Annotated in this window: 14 protein-coding genes and 1 pseudogene; 8 read left to right on the top strand and 7 right to left on the bottom strand. The window is 73.3% G+C overall.

Annotated elements, in window-relative coordinates:
- Positions 1-45: 45 nt before the first annotated feature.
- Positions 46-543, bottom strand: a pseudogene (locus tag CLV63_RS08460) (2Fe-2S iron-sulfur cluster-binding protein); the annotation flags it as partial.
- Positions 544-817: 274 nt separating this feature from the next.
- Between CLV63_RS08460 and CLV63_RS08465 the strand changes: the two are divergent.
- Genes CLV63_RS08465 through CLV63_RS08480 form a run of 4 tightly spaced genes read left to right on the top strand, consistent with a single transcriptional unit; the run spans position 818 to position 3,584 of the window.
- Positions 818-1,864: a helix-turn-helix transcriptional regulator gene (locus CLV63_RS08465; RefSeq protein ID WP_106582361.1), complete on the top strand. Its 1,047-nt coding sequence runs from the start codon at positions 818-820 to the stop codon at positions 1,862-1,864.
- A gap of 25 nt (positions 1,865-1,889) precedes the next feature.
- The gene (locus tag CLV63_RS08470) at positions 1,890-2,855 is read left to right on the top strand and encodes a MerR family transcriptional regulator (RefSeq protein ID WP_106582362.1); all 966 of its coding nucleotides are present in this window, start codon (positions 1,890-1,892) and stop codon (positions 2,853-2,855) included.
- A gap of 52 nt (positions 2,856-2,907) precedes the next feature.
- Complete coding sequence (locus CLV63_RS08475) at positions 2,908-3,150, top strand: ribbon-helix-helix domain-containing protein (RefSeq protein ID WP_106582363.1); 243 nt, start codon at positions 2,908-2,910, stop codon at positions 3,148-3,150.
- Positions 3,147-3,584, top strand: a complete 438-nt coding sequence (locus tag CLV63_RS08480) for a PIN domain-containing protein (RefSeq protein WP_106582364.1) — start codon at positions 3,147-3,149, stop codon at positions 3,582-3,584. The genes CLV63_RS08475 and CLV63_RS08480 overlap by 4 nt, the downstream gene beginning before the upstream one ends.
- Here the strand turns inward: CLV63_RS08480 and CLV63_RS08485 are convergent.
- The gene (locus tag CLV63_RS08485; RefSeq protein WP_245928658.1) at positions 3,539-4,390 is read right to left on the bottom strand and encodes a DUF817 domain-containing protein; all 852 of its coding nucleotides are present in this window, start codon (positions 4,388-4,390) and stop codon (positions 3,539-3,541) included. The two genes, CLV63_RS08480 and CLV63_RS08485, sit on opposite strands and share 46 nt — an antisense overlap.
- 185 nt (positions 4,391-4,575) lie before the next feature.
- Between CLV63_RS08485 and CLV63_RS08490 the strand changes: the two genes are divergently transcribed.
- Positions 4,576-5,082 carry a VanZ family protein gene (locus CLV63_RS08490; protein WP_211301208.1) on the top strand — a complete coding sequence of 169 codons (507 nt, stop codon included), beginning with the start codon at positions 4,576-4,578 and terminating at the stop codon, positions 5,080-5,082.
- Between the two features lie 22 nt (positions 5,083-5,104).
- On the opposite strand, the gene CLV63_RS08495 is transcribed toward CLV63_RS08490, so the two are convergent.
- Entirely contained in the window at positions 5,105-6,862 is a 1,758-nt protein-coding gene (locus tag CLV63_RS08495) for a serine/threonine protein kinase (protein WP_106582366.1), read from the bottom strand.
- Positions 6,863-7,225: 363 nt separating this feature from the next.
- Between CLV63_RS08495 and CLV63_RS08500 the strand changes: the two genes are divergently transcribed.
- From CLV63_RS08500 to idi, 3 genes are all read left to right on the top strand, one after another.
- A complete protein-coding gene (locus CLV63_RS08500) occupies positions 7,226-7,693 on the top strand; it encodes an NUDIX domain-containing protein (protein ID WP_106582367.1) in 468 nt (155 codons plus the stop codon).
- A gap of 139 nt (positions 7,694-7,832) precedes the next feature.
- The gene (locus CLV63_RS08505) at positions 7,833-8,552 is read left to right on the top strand and encodes an FMN-binding negative transcriptional regulator (protein ID WP_106582368.1); all 720 of its coding nucleotides are present in this window, start codon (positions 7,833-7,835) and stop codon (positions 8,550-8,552) included.
- Between the two features lie 173 nt (positions 8,553-8,725).
- Positions 8,726-9,322: an isopentenyl-diphosphate Delta-isomerase gene (gene idi, locus CLV63_RS08510; protein ID WP_106582369.1), complete on the top strand. Its 597-nt coding sequence runs from the start codon at positions 8,726-8,728 to the stop codon at positions 9,320-9,322.
- A 105-nt stretch (positions 9,323-9,427) separates the two neighbouring features.
- Here the strand turns inward: idi and CLV63_RS08515 are convergent, their stop codons facing one another.
- The 4 genes from CLV63_RS08515 to CLV63_RS08530 form a co-directional block, all read right to left on the bottom strand.
- Complete coding sequence (locus CLV63_RS08515) at positions 9,428-10,591, bottom strand: hypothetical protein (RefSeq protein ID WP_106582370.1); 1,164 nt, start codon at positions 10,589-10,591, stop codon at positions 9,428-9,430.
- A 290-nt stretch (positions 10,592-10,881) separates the two neighbouring features.
- A complete protein-coding gene (locus CLV63_RS08520; RefSeq protein WP_106582371.1) occupies positions 10,882-12,873 on the bottom strand; it encodes an ABC transporter permease/substrate-binding protein in 1,992 nt (663 codons plus the stop codon).
- Positions 12,866-14,359 (bottom strand): sugar ABC transporter ATP-binding protein, encoded by a 1,494-nt coding sequence (locus CLV63_RS08525; RefSeq protein ID WP_106582372.1) that lies wholly within the window; start codon positions 14,357-14,359, stop codon positions 12,866-12,868. Before CLV63_RS08525 ends, CLV63_RS08520 begins: the two co-directional genes overlap by 8 nt.
- Positions 14,356-15,366: a LacI family DNA-binding transcriptional regulator gene (locus CLV63_RS08530; RefSeq protein WP_106582373.1), complete on the bottom strand. Its 1,011-nt coding sequence runs from the start codon at positions 15,364-15,366 to the stop codon at positions 14,356-14,358. The genes CLV63_RS08525 and CLV63_RS08530 overlap by 4 nt, the downstream gene beginning before the upstream one ends.
- Positions 15,367-15,534: the final 168 nt, after the last annotated feature.

Below are 15,534 nucleotides of genomic sequence, written 5' to 3' on the forward strand. Positions count from 1 at the left end.
ACTGTCGGCGCTGTCGGTGTTGCCGGTGTTGCCAGCGCTGTCGGCCGCGGCCTCGCGCACGGCCGCGACGATGTTGACGTAGGCGCCGCAGCGGCACAGGTTGCCGCTCATGCGCTCGCGGATCTCGGCGTCGTCGAGAACCGGTTCGGCCGCGACGTCGCCGGTCGCCGCGCTCGGCCACCCCGCTGCGGCCTCCTCCAGCATGCCCACCGCCGAGCAGACCTGCCCCGGCGTGCAGTACCCGCACTGGAACCCGTCGTTGTCGAGGAACGCGCGCTGCACCCGGTGCGGCGCGCCGTCGGCGCCGAGCCCCGCCGCGGTGACGACCTCGGCGCCGTCCTGGGCGACCGCGAACGTCAGGCACGCGTTCACCCGCCGGCCGTTCAGCAGCACCGTGCAGGCGCCGCACTGGCCGTGGTCGCACCCCTTCTTCGGTGCGGTCGCGTCGAGCTTCTCGCGCAGCGCGTCCAGCAGTGTGGTGCGGGTGTCGACCCGCACCACCCTTGTCGTGCCGTCCACTCGGAGAGTGACATCGGCTTCCATGTATCCGCCCTTTAGCCTCGGGAACTGCTTTGCCAGCGCTCAGCCCACCACCAACACCCGGGGCGAGTAAAGCCCGCGCGGCCGCTGTTCGCGCGAAGCGGCACGGTTCGCCGGGGCGTCCACGGCCCGGACCGGGGCCCGGACGTGTCCCCGTCCGCGGGACGGCGGCGCCGGACACGGACGGCCCCGGGGCCGTCCCCTGCTCCCCCGACTCCCCGCCCCCGGGGCCCGGTTCCTGACGTCTGCTGTCAGGAACATGGGCAACACTGGAGGCATGCGCGCCGGCCGACTCCTGTCCCTCCTGCTCCTGCTCCAGAACCGCGGGCGCCTCACAGCGGCCCAGCTCGCCGCGGAGCTGGAGGTGTCCGAACGCACCGTGTACCGCGACGTCGAGTCGCTCGGCGCGGCCGGGATCCCCATCTACGCCGACCGCGGCACCGGCGGCGGGTACCGGCTCCTCGACGGGTACCGCACCCGGCTGACCGGCCTCACCGGCGCCGAAGCCGACTCCCTCTTCCTCGCCGGACTGCCCGAGGCGGCCGCCGAACTCGGCCTCGGCGCCGAGATGGCCGCCGCGCACCTGAAACTGCTCGCCGCCCTCCCCGAGGGCCTGCGCGAACGCGCCGAACGCGTCCGCTCCCGGTTCCACCTCGACACCACCCGCTGGTTCGGCACCACCGAGCCCGCCCCCCACCTCGCCCCGCTGGCGACCGCGGTGTGGGAGCAGCACACCCTCGACCTCACCTACCGCCGCAACGACGGCCAGGTCGTCGACCGCACCATCGACCCCCTCGGCCTCGTCCTCAAGAGCGGCGCCTGGTACTTCATCGCGCGCGTGCACAGCAGCCGCCCCGGCACCCCCTACTCCAGCACGGGGCCCCGCACCTTCCGCGCGGCCCGGATCGCGCACCTCGCCGACACCGGCCGGGTCTTCGAGCGGCCGGCCGGCTTCGACCTCGACACCACATGGGCCGCGTCGGCGTCGCAGTTCCAGGCGGGGATGCGGAACCTGCGGACACGGGTGCGGCTCACCCCCCGCGGGCTGGCGCTCGTCCGCGAACTGTCGGCGCCGCTCACAGCGGCCGACCTGCCGCCACCCGGCACCCCCGCCGACCCCGACGGCAGGACCACCGCGGTCCTGCACATGGAGTCCGTCTACCACGCCATGGTGGAGTTCGCCTCCTACGGCCCCGACATCGAGGTCGTGGAGCCAACCGAACTGCGCGACCGGCTCGGCGCCTACCTCCGCGCCGCCGCGGAGCGCTACGGCGCCCCGCCCGGAGAGCCCGGAGAGAACGCCCCTCCCGGAAATCCCGCTTGACCCTCCACCTACGGGAGACTCCACGATGGAGCCAATGGAACCGCAGTACGGCCTGGCCACGATCGGCGACATGGCCAAACGCACGGGTCTGCCGGTGAAGACCATCCGGTATTACGCCGATGAGGGCGTCGTCGCTCCCACCGCGCGCAGTAGCGGCGGCTACCGCCTCTACGACACCGCGGCGGCGGCCCGCCTCGACCTCGTGCGCACACTGCGCGACCTCGGCATCGACCTCGCCACCATCCGCCGGATCATCGCCAGCGAATGCGAGCTCGCCGAGGTCGCCGCGGCGAACGCCGAGGCGCTCGACGCGCAGATCCGGGTGCTGCGCACCCGCCGGGCGGTACTGCGGACCATCGCGAGGACGGCACACACCGGGGCGACGGAAAGGGACATCACCCTCATGACCAAGCTGGCACGGCTCTCCGCCGAGGAGCGCCGGCACATCATCGACGAATACCACGACGCCGTGTTCGGCGGCCTGGAGCTCGACCCCGACTTCGAGGCCCGGATGCGGGCGACGCGGGTGGACCTGCCCGACGACCCCACCCCCGAGCAGGTCGACGCGTGGGTGGAACTCGCCGAACTCGTCCGGGACCCCGACTACCGCGACCGTGTCCGCACCATGGCGGAGTGGCAGCAGGCCGCCGTCGCCGAAGGCACCATGCAGGCGCAGTACGAGGCCGGGCAGCGGGCCATGCCGCTGATCCTCGAACACGCCGGTAAGGCGCACGCCGCGGGGACCGCCCCCGACTCCGCCGAGGCCGCCGCGGTCATGGCCGGACTCGCCCCCGCTGTCGCCGCGGCGGTCGGCACCGCCGACACACCGCAGTGGCGCGCATCCTACGCCGACGACCTGGACGTCATGACCGACGCCCGGAGCGAGCGCTACTGGCAGCTGGTCGGCGTCATCAACGAATGCGCGCCATTCGAGCCCATGGTGCCGACGATGCAATGGTTCATCGCCGCCCTCCGCGCCACCTCCACCTGACCCACCCCCGCACCCAGCAACACCCTCACCTACGGGTGGTACCCTATATGGCATGATCAAGACGACGGTCTACCTTCCCGCGGAACTCGAAGTACGCCTGGACGCCGAGGCGAGTGCCACCGGAACCAGCAAGGCCGAGCTGATCCGGCAAGCCATCGCCCAGCTCCTGGACAACTCGACACGCCCGCGAAACGCCCGTTCGCTGCCTGTCTTCAACAGCGGACGGCAGCGGAGCGCGGAGACCATGGACGAGGAGATCTACGACCACATCAAGCAGCAGTCGGCACGACGTTGATCATCGTTGCGGACACATCCGCCCTCTTCGCCGCATTCGACGCTGCTCAACCCGAGCACCCGGCCGCCGCCGACATCGTCGGTCGCCAGACCCTCGCAATCTCTCCCATGGTGATCACCGAACTCGATCATCTGATCCATCGCGATCTCGGATTCCCTGCCGCCATGGCGGTCATGGAGGCGCTCAACGACCGAATGGCCGATGGGCAGTACAAACTCGCCGACCTCAGGCCGGACGACCTCGCGTCCGCCCATGAGATCCGCGCGAAATACGAAGGGCTGCGCTTGGACGTCGCCGACGCCGTCGGCGTCGTCCTCGCCGACCGGTACCGGACCGACCGGATATTCACGTTGGACCAGCGCGACTTCCGTGCGATAACGCCGCTCACTCACGGGTTTTCGGCGTTCCGGATCCTGCCCGCGGACTCCGTGTAGGCGCGCTTCCAGCCGGCGACCAGGACGAACGACACCGTCACGAGCAGCGCCCACGCGCCGAACTTCGACACGTGCACCATCGCCCACGCGTCGACCTGGTGCGGGTAGCGCCACGCGCTCGCCAGCGTCGACAGGTTCTCCGCCACCCACAGGAAGAAGCCGATCAGCACGAACGACAGCGCCAGCGGCATCCGGTACCGCTCCGTGCCCACCGTGAAGTACACCCACGCGCCCCACGTCACCGCCACCATCGCCACCGCGAGGAACAGCCGGGCGTCGGGCAGCCAGTGGTGGGTGAGGAAGTTGGCGTAGATCGCCGCGGCCACGCACGCGGTCGCCAGCGGCCGGTAGCCGCGCAGCCCCAGGTTCAGCAGCGACCACGCCCGCACCACGTAGCTGCCCACGGCCGCGTACATGAACCCCGAGTACAGCGGCACCCCGGCGACCTTCGTCCACGCCTGCTCCGGGTACTCCCACGAGCCCATGTGCACCTTGAACAGCTCGAACACCAGGCCCACGATGTGGAAGCCGAGGATCGCCAGGATCTCGCGACCGCTCTCCAGCCGCAGCCCCCAGAACACGGCGGTCACCGCGATGCCGTACGCGAGCAGGGCGTCGTAGCGGGCGACCGGCAGCGGCAGCAGGGTCGACAGCGCCAGGCCGGTCAGGATGCACACGGCGAACGCGCACGCCCACGCCTGCACGAGGCCGAACCGGACCAGTTGGGCGGCCCAGTGGCGCCACTGGCTGGCCGCGGGCCACCGCCACCGGCGTGCGGACCACCGCCACGCGTCGACTCTGATCACTCCCACTGAGAGCGTGCCCCGCGGGCCCTGGTTCGCCGCCGCCGGGAACCGGCCGGATCCGGACACCGAACCGGGCGATGCCCGTCCCCGGCACCGGAACCGCAACGCCTGCCCGGAACGGCTACCGGCCACCCGCCTCCTGGGGTACAACTGCCCCATCGGACGACGACGGTGAGGATGGGCCCGTGCCGAGCGACACCGAGGATCCCGCACCGCCCGCCCGACCGTGGTGGCGGCGGTTCGCCGCCGCCCTGCTGCGCGCGGTCGTCCTGCTCGCGGCCTTCGCCGCCATGGTGGCGTTCGCGGTGCTCCTCGCCCGGGTCACCCTGACCCCGGTGCCCGGCGCGGTCGGCACCGTCCACCACAACCTGCACCCGGGCGAATCGCTGCGGTTCTACCTCGACGCCCCCGCGCGCGACGCCATCAGGCAGGTCGGCGGCAACGTCCTCCTCGGCACACCGTTCGGGGTGCTGCTCCCGCTGCTGCTGCCGGGCGTCCGCGGCACCGTCAAGACCCTGCTCGCCACGGCCACCGCCATGCTGCTCGTCGAGATCGTGCAGGGCACGATCGTGACCGGCCGCGCCTTCGACATCGACGACGTCATCCTCAACACCACGGGGGCGCTGCTCGGCTACCTGCTCCTCGGCCGGCGGATCTCCCGCGCGGTCCACCGAAGAACGGGGCGGCCCTGACCGGCCGCCCCGCGGCAGGGGGTCAGCCGAAGAACCCGAAGTTCCACAATGCGGCGTTGGTGCCGACGATGACGATCGCCGCCAGCACGATGCCGGTGACGAAGCCGGTGCGCATCGACCGCACCAGGTACTCAAGGGTCACCAGGTTGTTGAACAGGAAGTAGCCGAGCATCAGGGCGTGGTAGAAGCCCTCGGCGCTGAGGAACTCGGGGGCGTACCAGGGCGCGTCCCAGTAGAGCTCGGTCGAGGTGAACCACTGCCAGCCGTAGGCCGCGGCGTAGCCCAGCGGGATCTGCGCGATCGGGATGATGAGCAGCGGCAGGAGCTTCACGAAGCCCCACACGCCGGGCTGGTCGGCCGAGCGCGCGTGGGACTGCGCCCGGCGCGCGGCCGACCGCTCGGCCCTGATGCGCTCCTGGTGGGCGCGTTCGGCCTCCTGGCGGCGGCGCTGCTCCTCGCGCTCCTCGCGTTCGCGGGACTCGCGGCGGCGCTCCTCCTCGCGCTGCCGTGCCTCCTCCTGCTCTCTTTGCTCCCTGGCGCGCCGGGGATCGTCGCGGCGCGCCCCGCCGTACAGGTCGGAGTAGGCGTCGCCGCCCGCTGTGCGCTGCCCTGCGGCGTAGGGGTCGACCGACGTGGCTCCCGCGCCCGCCGTGTGCTGCCCCGCAGCGTAGGGGTCGACCGAGGTCGCGCCCGCGCCCGCCGTGTGCTGCCCCGCAGCGTAGGGGTCGACCGACGTGGCGCCCTGGTTCACGGCGGTGGGGTACTGCCCCCCGGCACGGGTGGCCTGGTCGTCGCCGAGCATGCCCGCTGCCGCCGCGCCCGCTGCCGCGCCGCCCACGGCCCCGGCAGCAGCCGCGCCGAACGCCGAGGTCCTGCCGCCGGTGTCGGCGCCGGTGGCGGGCGCCCCGCTCAGTGCGGCGTTGACCGTGCCGATCTGCTCCTGCACCCCGCGCGCCATCGCCGGCGGCAGCCAGGACTCGCTGATGGGGACGTCGCCGAGGTAGTCGAGGACGTCGCCGGGCCCCGGCCGCCGGCGCTCGTCCTTGGCGAGGCAGGCCGCGACCATGCGCTGCAAGGACGGCGGGACGGCGGAGATGTCGGGCTCGTGCTGCATGATGCGCATCACCATCGTGTGCATCGCGCCCTCGCCGAACGGGCCGACTCCCCCTGCGGCGTGGACCATCACCGCGCCGAACGCGAAGATGTCGCTGCGCGGGGTCATGGCCGCGCCCTGGATCTGCTCGGGCGACATGAACCCGGGCGTGCCGATGATCGACTGGGTGGCGGCGGTGCCCTCGGTGGCGCGGGCGATGCCGAAGTCGATGACCCGGGGGCCGTCCTCGGCGAGGAGCACATTGCCCGGCTTCAGGTCGCGGTGGATCAGGCCGACCCGGTGGATCTCGGTGAGCGCCTCGGCGAGGCCGGCTGCGAGCACCCGCAGAGTGGGCTCGGGCAGCGGCCCATGGGCGTGCACCGCCTCGTCGAGCGGCAGCGAGGGGACGTAGGAGGTGACCAGCCACGGCACCTCGCTCTCGGGGTCGGCGTCGATGACCGGCGCGGTGAAGGCGCCGCTCACCTGGCGCGCGGCGGCGACCTCGCGGGCGAAGCGCTGCCGGAACGAGGGGTCGGCCGCCATGTGCGGATGGATCCGCTTGATCGCGACCGCCCGCCCACCGGCGGACCTGCCGAAGTAGACCTGGCCCATGCCTCCGGCGCCCAGTCTCCCGATCAGCCGGTAGCGGCCGATCCGCTCCGGGTCGCCGTGTTCAAGCGGTCCCACACCAAACCTCCACGTCGGCGTCGTCGGTTGAGAGAACCCTTGTGATCGTAACGAAGCCGCCGGGTGCCCACGCCGGGCCGTCGCCGAAGAGCGGGGTCTGAGCCACGGGGGCGGGCGCGGAGGGTTCGCTCTCCCACCGACCAGCTTAGGCCGCTTTCCCAACCCACGCCTTTACAATGTAGATTTTGGATTCCGGGATGGATCGGGATGGATTCCGCCCGGCGCAGCCCGGCGCAGCGCCGGTGTGCCCCGAAGCCCCAGCGCCGCGGGGGCCCGCGGGGCGTCGACGGCCGCCGCTGCGCGTGCAGCGTGAGCGGTGCGCGGCGTCGCGCGGTCCGCCGCGCACCGGTTAGCCTGCGGCCCATGGCTCCCCTCCTCCCCGCCGCCGAATGGTTCGCGTCACTGCCGACCGCCTACCTCTCGGCGTTCGGGCTCATCACCGACCCCGCCGGCGCCGTCCTGATGGTCGACCCCAACTACAGGGAGCACTGGACGCTGCCGGGCGGCGTGGTCGAGGACGGCGAGGCCCCGCACCTGGGCTGCGAGCGCGAGGTCGCCGAGGAGGTGGGGCTGTCCCTCCTGGCCGGGCCGCTGCTCTGCGTGCACTGGAGCGCGCCGCACGGCGACCGGCCCAAGCCCTTCCTCGCGCTCGTGTTCGACTGCGGGACGGTCCCCGAGGACACCCCCGTGTCCGTGCAGGAGTCCGAGCTCGACGGCTACACGTTCGCGCCGCCCGACCAGGCGGTGGGGCTCATGCACCCCGGCCTCGCGCCGCGCCTGGAGACCGCCCTCAGGGCGCGCGCCGCCGGCCGCACCGCCTACATCGGCTGAACCGCCCGCATCCGAACCGCCCGCAAATGAACGGCCTGCGTCTGAACCGCCCGCCTCCACCGAACGGCCCGCATCGGCTGAAACGCCCGATCCGGGACCTCCCGGCCACGCCTCCCACACCCCGGCGTCCGCTCGGTTCATGCTGATCAGAGGTCACACGCAGCGCACCCGAACGATGATGCGAGAGGTCCCGATGCACACCGCTGCCGAGTTCCAGCCCGAGCACAGCGGATGGGAGGCGCGGCTGATCCGCGCGAACCCGTTCGCGACGTTCGTGAGCACCGGGTCACCGGAGCCCGGATCGTCGGGGATCCAGGTCTCGCACCTGCCGATGGTCCTCGACGGCGACCCCGGCGACGGCACCGAGCCGGACCTCCAGGGCCGCACCCTGCTCGGCCACATGGCGCGCACCGGCCCGCAGTGGCCGGCGCTGCTGCGCGACCCGATCGCCACCGCGATCTTCCGCGGCCCCCACGGCTACGTCTCCCCCGCCGTCCGCGGCGACGCGCCGCCCGCACCGGCGTGGAACTACACCGCCGCGCACGTCCGGGGCCGGGTCCGGCTGCTGCACGAGGCCGACGACGTGCTCCGGGTCCTCACCGAGACGACCGCGGTCGGAGAGGCCGGGCGCGCCCGGCCCGACGGGAGCGGGCCGCCCCTGGACGCCTTCCGCGCCCTGCTGCCGCACGTCATCGCGTTCTCCATGCGCATCACCTCGGTGGAGTCCCTGGTGGAACTCGGCCAGGGCGATCCCGCCGACCTGCGCGACAAGGTGCGCGCCGACCTCGCGGCGAGCCCGCGCGGCTGCGACCGCGACCTCGCCGCGGTGCTCGCGGGCACAGCGGCGGCCACCGGCTGAATGCCGGTGCGCGCCCGGCCGCGGACCCCGGAATCGCCCTCGGGCCATGCTCTACGCGCGGACCTGCGCGTTTCCCCGGCACGGGCGGGCGGCTGCTCCTAGACTGGACGGCATCCGCACACCACCCCGGGGCCGCGGCAGCGCCCCGGGGCCGCTCGTGAAAGGGCATCGCAGTGAACAGCGCCGACCCCGGCCCCTCCGGCGCACCCGACGGTGCCGCCGACTGCGCAGCTGACAGTGCCGCCGACAGCGAAGCTGAATCTGTCGTGCTCCTCGACTCCGCCCACCGCCCGTCCGGGACCGCGCCGAAGGCCACCGTGCACCACGCGGAAACCCCGCTGCACCTCGCGTTCTCCTGCTACGTGTTCGACCCCGCCGGGCGGCTGCTGGCGACCCGCAGGTCGCTCGGCAAGACCGCGTGGCCGGGGGTGTGGACCAACTCCGTGTGCGGCCACCCCGCGCCCGGTGAGGCCGCCGAGGACGCGATCCGCCGGCGGGCCCGCCAGGAACTGGGCCTGGAGGTCCACCGGATCCGGCTGCGGCTCCCCGACTTCCGGTACCGGGCCGTCGACGCGAGCGGCGTCGTGGAGAACGAGTTCTGCCCGGTGTACGAGGCCCACGCCACCGACGACCCCCGGCCCGAACCCGCCGAGGTCGCCCAGTGGGAGTGGACGGACTGGGCGGCCTTCGTCGCGCTCGCCGACCGCACCCCGTGGGCCATCAGCCCCTGGGCCGCCGAACAGGCCCCGCTGCTGGCCCGCGCCGACTGACTGCCGCACGGGCGTCACCCGTCACCGCCCCGGCCGCGAGCGCGCACAGGCGGTCCGTTCCGGCCCGCACCGGGTACCCGGTGCGGGCCGGAACGGACCCTGGCGCTACGGGCGGTCGCAGGTGGCGCACGCCGGGAGCCGGCGGTGGTGGTAGGCGAGCGTCGCCGCCGCCAGCGCCACACCCCACAGCGGCCACAGCAGGCCCGGGGCCGAAGCCATGAAGTCGGTCTCCAGCGGCGTCACGGCCCGGGCGTACCCGGTCCACATCGCGAAACCGCCGACAGTGACCAGGACTGAGACGAAGGAGGCCGGGATCACCGCCAGCGACACCGGCACCCGGCGCCCGGCGAGTCCGACCATCCACCGGGGGAACACCTCGCCCCATTTCTGGAACAGGCCGAGTGTCAGGACCGCACCCACGACCCCGAAGCTCGCCAGGAACGAGCCGGCGAGCCACATCCCGGCCTCCTGGCCCTGGCGCAGGAACTCCTCACTGATACCGAGGGGGATGCCGAGCGCCCACGCGTAGCGGGTGACGGCGTAGAGCACCGGGATCACCGCGGCGATGAGCGCCGCGACCCGGCCCCATCGCGCCGCTGCGGGCGGGCTCAGCCAGCCGTCGGCGGCCGCGCCGCGTCCGCAGTCCGCGCACACGTCCCCGGTGCGCCGCGCGTAGCCGAGGACCGCGCGCGCCCACAGCAGCCCGCCGAGGACGCACAGCATCCCGTGCAGCAGCGGCCACTCCGTGATGACGGCCAGGAACACGCCACCGACCTCGTGCCCCGTGATCAGCCCGTACACCCCGAACGGCAGGTAGCCGACCGACGCCAGCAGGTTGACGTCCGTCATCGCCAGCAGCAGGATCCCCGCGAGCGCCGCACCGGCCCCGATGAGCAGCGGCCGCCCCGCCCGGGAGCCGCGCAGCAGCACCAGGGCGAGCAGCACCGCGGGCAGCCCAGCCAGCACGACGGCGGCCTCCGCCGTCCCCGTCAGCGCGACGAGCGACGCGCCCGGCTCGTCGCCCCCTCCCGCGGCGTAGGGGAACGCGTTCCCGGAGAACCACCAGTACGCGCCGAACACGGCGTACAACGCCGACCACGCCAGCGCCGCGACCTGGGCGGCGCGGTCCTTGCGGTGGACGGGCGGATCGACGCCCGCGCCGTGCTCCGGACCGTGCTCCGGCCCGTGGGGCCGCGCTCCGCCTTCGGTGGCGGCGGTCGTACTCGGCTCTGTGTTCGCCTCTGTGTTCGCCTCTGTGTTCGCTCGCAACGGGCGCTCCCTCGTCCCCGTGCCCGCGCCTGTGGCGGACGACGACCGGAGACCTGATGAGAGCCTCGCAACTGGGCGGAACGCGCACCTCCCGCCCCAGAGGGGACCATGGCGCCCCCGCTCCCCCGCGAGAGGGACACCCGCACGGGGACGCCCCGCGGGGGCGGCCCCGCAGCCGTCACGGCGGGCGCCGCGACGGCTCCCGCCGGGACGCCCGGCGGCCGAGCGCGCGCCGGGGGCGGGCCACGATGGCGCCGCCCCCGGCGCCGGGACCGTGTCAGTCCCGGCTGTCAGTCCCGATCCGCGAACTCCTCGACCTCGTCCTTGCCGACGACGGTCACCGGGATCTCCGTGGCCGTGCCGGGGCCGCCGCCCTCGCCGTCAGCGCCGTCAGCGCCGTCCTTACCGCCCTCGCCGTCCTTGACCGACTTGACGGCCGCCCGCACCGCCGCCTCGCCGAGCAGCTCCGGCTGCTGGGCGACCGTGGCGCTGAGCGTGCCCTCGCGGACGGCGTCGAGCCCCTCGGGGGTGCCGTCGAAGCCGATGACCTTCACCTCGTCGCCGGCCTTCGCGCCGAGCGCCTTGGCCGCGCCCAGCGCCATCTCGTCGTTGGCGGCGAACACCCCCTTGATGTCGGGGTTCGCCTGGACGATGTTCTGGGTGACGTTGAGGCCCTTGGTCCGGTCGAAGTCCGCCGGCTGGGAGGCCGCCACCTCGATGCCGGGGTGCTCGGCGATCCCCTCGGTGAACCCGGTGCCGCGGTCGCGGGCCGCCGACGTGCCCGGCTGGCCCTCCAGCACCGCGATCGGGCCGGAACCGACCAGCTCGGCCAGCTTCTCCGCCGCGAGTCGGCCGCCCTCCAAGTTGTCGGAGGCGACCGTGGTGACGACCTGGCCGTCACTGGGCGCGCGGTCCACGGCGACCACGGGGATGTCCGCCCGGTTCGCGGCCCGCACCGACGGCACGACCGCGTCGGAGTCGACCGGGTTGACGATGAACGCGTCCACGTTCTGCGCGATGTAGTTCTGCGCGGCGTCGGCCTGCTGGGAGGAGTCGTCGGAGGCGTTGTGGATCCGCAGGTCGACGCCCTGCGCACGCGCTTCCGCAATGGCGCCGTCGCGCACGCCGACGAAGAACGGGTTGTTCAGCGTGGACAGCGACAGCGCGACCGTCGGCCGCTCCGGGCCGCCGCCCTGGCGCTGGAAGACGGCCCAGCCCGCGCCGATCAGCAGCAGCACGAGCACCGCCGCGACGCCGCGACGCAACGCGGGGTCGAGCCGCGGGGCGCCGCCGGAACGGCGGCGGCGCAGCGTGTCCGACAGCACCGCCGCCGCGATCACCAGGCCGATGATGACCTGCTGCCAGAACGCAGATACGTCCAGCAGGTTGAGTCCGTTGCGCAGCACACCGAGGATGAGGGCGCCGACGAAGGTCCCCAGCGCGGTGCCCGCACCGCCCGCCAGGCTCGCCCCGCCGATCACCACCGCCGCGATGGCGTCCAGCTCGTACCCGGTTCCCGCCTCGGGCTGGGAGGACGCCAGCCGCGCCGCCAGCAGCACCCCGGCGACGGCGGCGAACAGCCCCGACAGGGCGTAGACGACGAGCTGCTGGCGGCCGACCTTGATCCCGGAGAGGCGGGCCGCCTCGCGGTTGCCGCCGATGGCGTACATCGCGCGCCCGGAGTAGGTGCGGCGCAGGATGAACGCCGTCAGCAGGCCCAGCACGAGCATGATCAGCACCGGGTACGGGAGCACGCCCAGCAGCGCGCCGCCGCCGAGGTCGGCCAGCCAGCCGTCGAACGTGATCGGCTTGCCGTCCGAAACGACCAGCGCCAGGCCGCGCGCGACGCTCAGCATCGCCAGGGTGGCGATGAACGGCGGCACCCGGCCCAAGGTGATGAGCAGCCCGCTGGCGACGCCCGCGATCGCACCGGCGGCGAGCCCCAGCAGGACGGCCAGCCACATGGGCAGGCCGCCGCTGGCGATCGTCCACCCGGTGACGATGCCCGACAGGCCCGCGACGCTGCCGACCGAAAGGTCGATCCCGCCGCTGACGATCACGAACGTCATGCCGAACGCGAGGATCGCCACCACCGACGCCTGCACGCCGACGTTGAGCAGGTTGTCACCTGTCAGGAAGTCGGGTGAGGCGATGGAGAGCAGCGCGACCAGGACGAGCAGCCCGCCCAGTGCTCCACTGTTGCGCACGAACGCGGGGAAGCGTTCGGCCAGGCCCCGCCCCGCGGCCCCGCTCGCCCCGCCTGCCTTGCCCGCCTCAGCCATCGTCCTGTCCTTCCGTCACGGCCAGAGCCATGACCTTCTCCTGGGTTGCCTCCGCGCGGCCGAGTTCGCCGCGCAGCCGTCCGTCCGCCATGACCAGCACCCGGTCGCTCATCCCGAGCAGCTCGGTCAGGTCGCTGGAGACGATGAGGACGGCGGCGCCGCCCTCGGTGAGCCGGTTGATCAGCTCGTAGATCTCGACCTTGGCGCCCACGTCGATACCGCGCGTGGGCTCGTCCATGATCAGCACCTTGGGCTCGCTGAGCAGCCACTTGCCGATGACGATCTTCTGCTGGTTGCCGCCCGACAGGGTGCCGACCGCCTGGCCGGGCCCTGCCGTGCGGATGCGCAGGCGCTCGATGGACGCCACAGCGGCGCCGCGCTGCCCGGCGAGGTCCACCAGGCCGTGCCGGGTGCGCCGGGACAGCGTCGCCAGGCCGATGTTCTCCTCGACCGACGCGCCCAGGACAAGGCCCTGGCCGGCGCGGTCCTCGGGGACCAGGGCGAGCCCGGCGTCGCGGGCGGCCCGGATGTCGCCGGGCGGGACGCTCCGCCCCGCCACCCGGACCTCCCCGGCGTCGGCGCGGTCCGCACCGAACACGGTCCGCACGAGTTCGGTGCGGCCGGCGCCCACGAGCCCGCCGATGCCGACGACCTCCCCGGCGCGGACGCTGAACCCGACCCCGGCGAACTCCCCGGTGCGGCCGAGCCCGCTGACCTCCAGCAGGACATCGCCCGGGCGCTGCTCCCTGTGCGGGTACTGCTGCTCGATGGAGCGGCCGACCATGAGCCGCACCAGCTCCTCCGCGGAGGTGGCGGCGTCGACCTCGGCCACCTTCGCGCCGTCGCGCAGCACGGTGACCCGGTCGCCGATCTCGGCGACCTCGTCGAGCAGGTGCGAGATGAAGACGACGCCGACCCCGCGCTCGGTGAGGTCGCGGACGATCCCGAAGAGCCGCTCCGCCTCGGACCGGCTGAGCACCGCCGTGGGCTCGTCCATGATCAGGAAGCGGGTGTCGAGGCTGAGCGCCTTGGCGATCTCCACCGTCTGGCGCTGGGCGACGCCGAGCCCGCCCACGACCGCGTCGACGTCGAGCGACAGGCCCATGCGGGCGACGACGGCCGCGGCGTCGCGCCGCATCCGCGCCCGGTCGACCACGCCGAACCGGCGCGGCGGGCGGCCCAGGTAGATGTTCTCGGCGACGGTGAGCTGCGGGACCAGCGCCATCTCCTGGTGGATGGTGGAGATGCCGCGCTTCTCCGCGGCGTCGGGCCCGTTGAACCGCACCGCGGCGCCGTCGACCCGCAGTTCCCCGGTGTCGGGGCGGTGCACCCCGGCGAGCATCTTGATCAGGGTGGACTTCCCTGCCCCGTTCTCGCCGAGGAGGACGTGCACCTCCCCGGCGCGCAGGTCGAAGTCGACCTCCCGGAGCGCCTTGACGCCGGGGAACTCCTTCGAGGCCCCGATCAGTTCCAAGCGGCCCTTCATCCCTCTCCTCCCGGTACCGGCTCCCCGCACGACGCGCGGGTGACGAGCGTGCACGGCAGCGCGTGCGAACGGGCCGGACGCCCGTCCAAGAGCGCGACGAGCTCGCGGACCGCCGTGCGGCCGATCCGCTCGGTCTGCTGCCTGATCGCGGTGATGGGCGGTTCGACGTACTCGAACCACGGCAGGTCGTCGAAGCTCGCCAGCGCGATGTCGGTGCCGAGCCGCAGTCCGCGCTCGTGGACGCAGCGCAGCGCGCCCAGCGCCATGAGGTTGTCGGCGGCGAAGACCGCGGTGGGCGGCTCGGGCTGGTCGAGGAGGGAGCGCATCGCCGCGACACCGCTGTCCATCTGGAAGTCGCCCACCCGCACGCGCGACTCGGGCAGGCCGATGCCGTGCGTCGCGAGCGCGTCGCGGAAGGCGGCGAGGCGCTCGCGGCCGGTGCTCAACCCGGTGGGACCGGAGATGATGGCGGGGTCGCGGTGGCCCAGGCGCACCAGGTGGTCGACCAGCGCGGTCACCGGAAGGCGGCTGTCGCTGCGCACCACCGGGACGTCGAGGCCGTCGATCTCGCGGTCGACGAACACGACCGGGCGGCCGCCGCGCACGACGTCCGCCACGAGAGGGGACACCTCGGCGGTGGGGCACAGCAGCAGCCCGGCGACGCGGCGGTCGAGCAGGATCGAGAGGTACTCGTCCTGGCGGTCGGGGTCCTCGTCGGCGTTGCCGATGACGACGTAGTAGCCGTGCGCGCGCGCCTCGTTCTCGACCGCCCGGGCGAGCTCGCTGAAGAACGGGTTGACCACGTCGCCGACGACCAGGCCGAGCGTCGACACGTCAGCGGAGCGCAGGGTGCGCGCGGCGGAGTTGGGGTGGTAGTCGAGGCGCTGAATGGCGTCCTGGACCGCGGCACGGGTCGCGGCGGTGACCGAGGGGTGGTCGTTGAGCACCCGGGAGACCGTTGCCGTGGACAGCCCCGCGGCGCGGGCGACGTCCTTGATGGTGGCCATGGCCAGTAATGTAATCGATTACAAGATCGATGTAAACGATTCCACGCAATCCCTTCACACCGCAGCCCACGACCCGAAAACGCCGCCGCACCAAGGGATCCGCCGCGTGCGGCACACGTATCGACGGGAGCAGAGGCGGCGGATCGTGATGCGGACGTGATCCCCGCC

This window comes from Murinocardiopsis flavida (assembly GCF_003014485.1).
Classification (GTDB): domain Bacteria; phylum Actinomycetota; class Actinomycetes; order Streptosporangiales; family Streptosporangiaceae; genus Murinocardiopsis; species Murinocardiopsis flavida.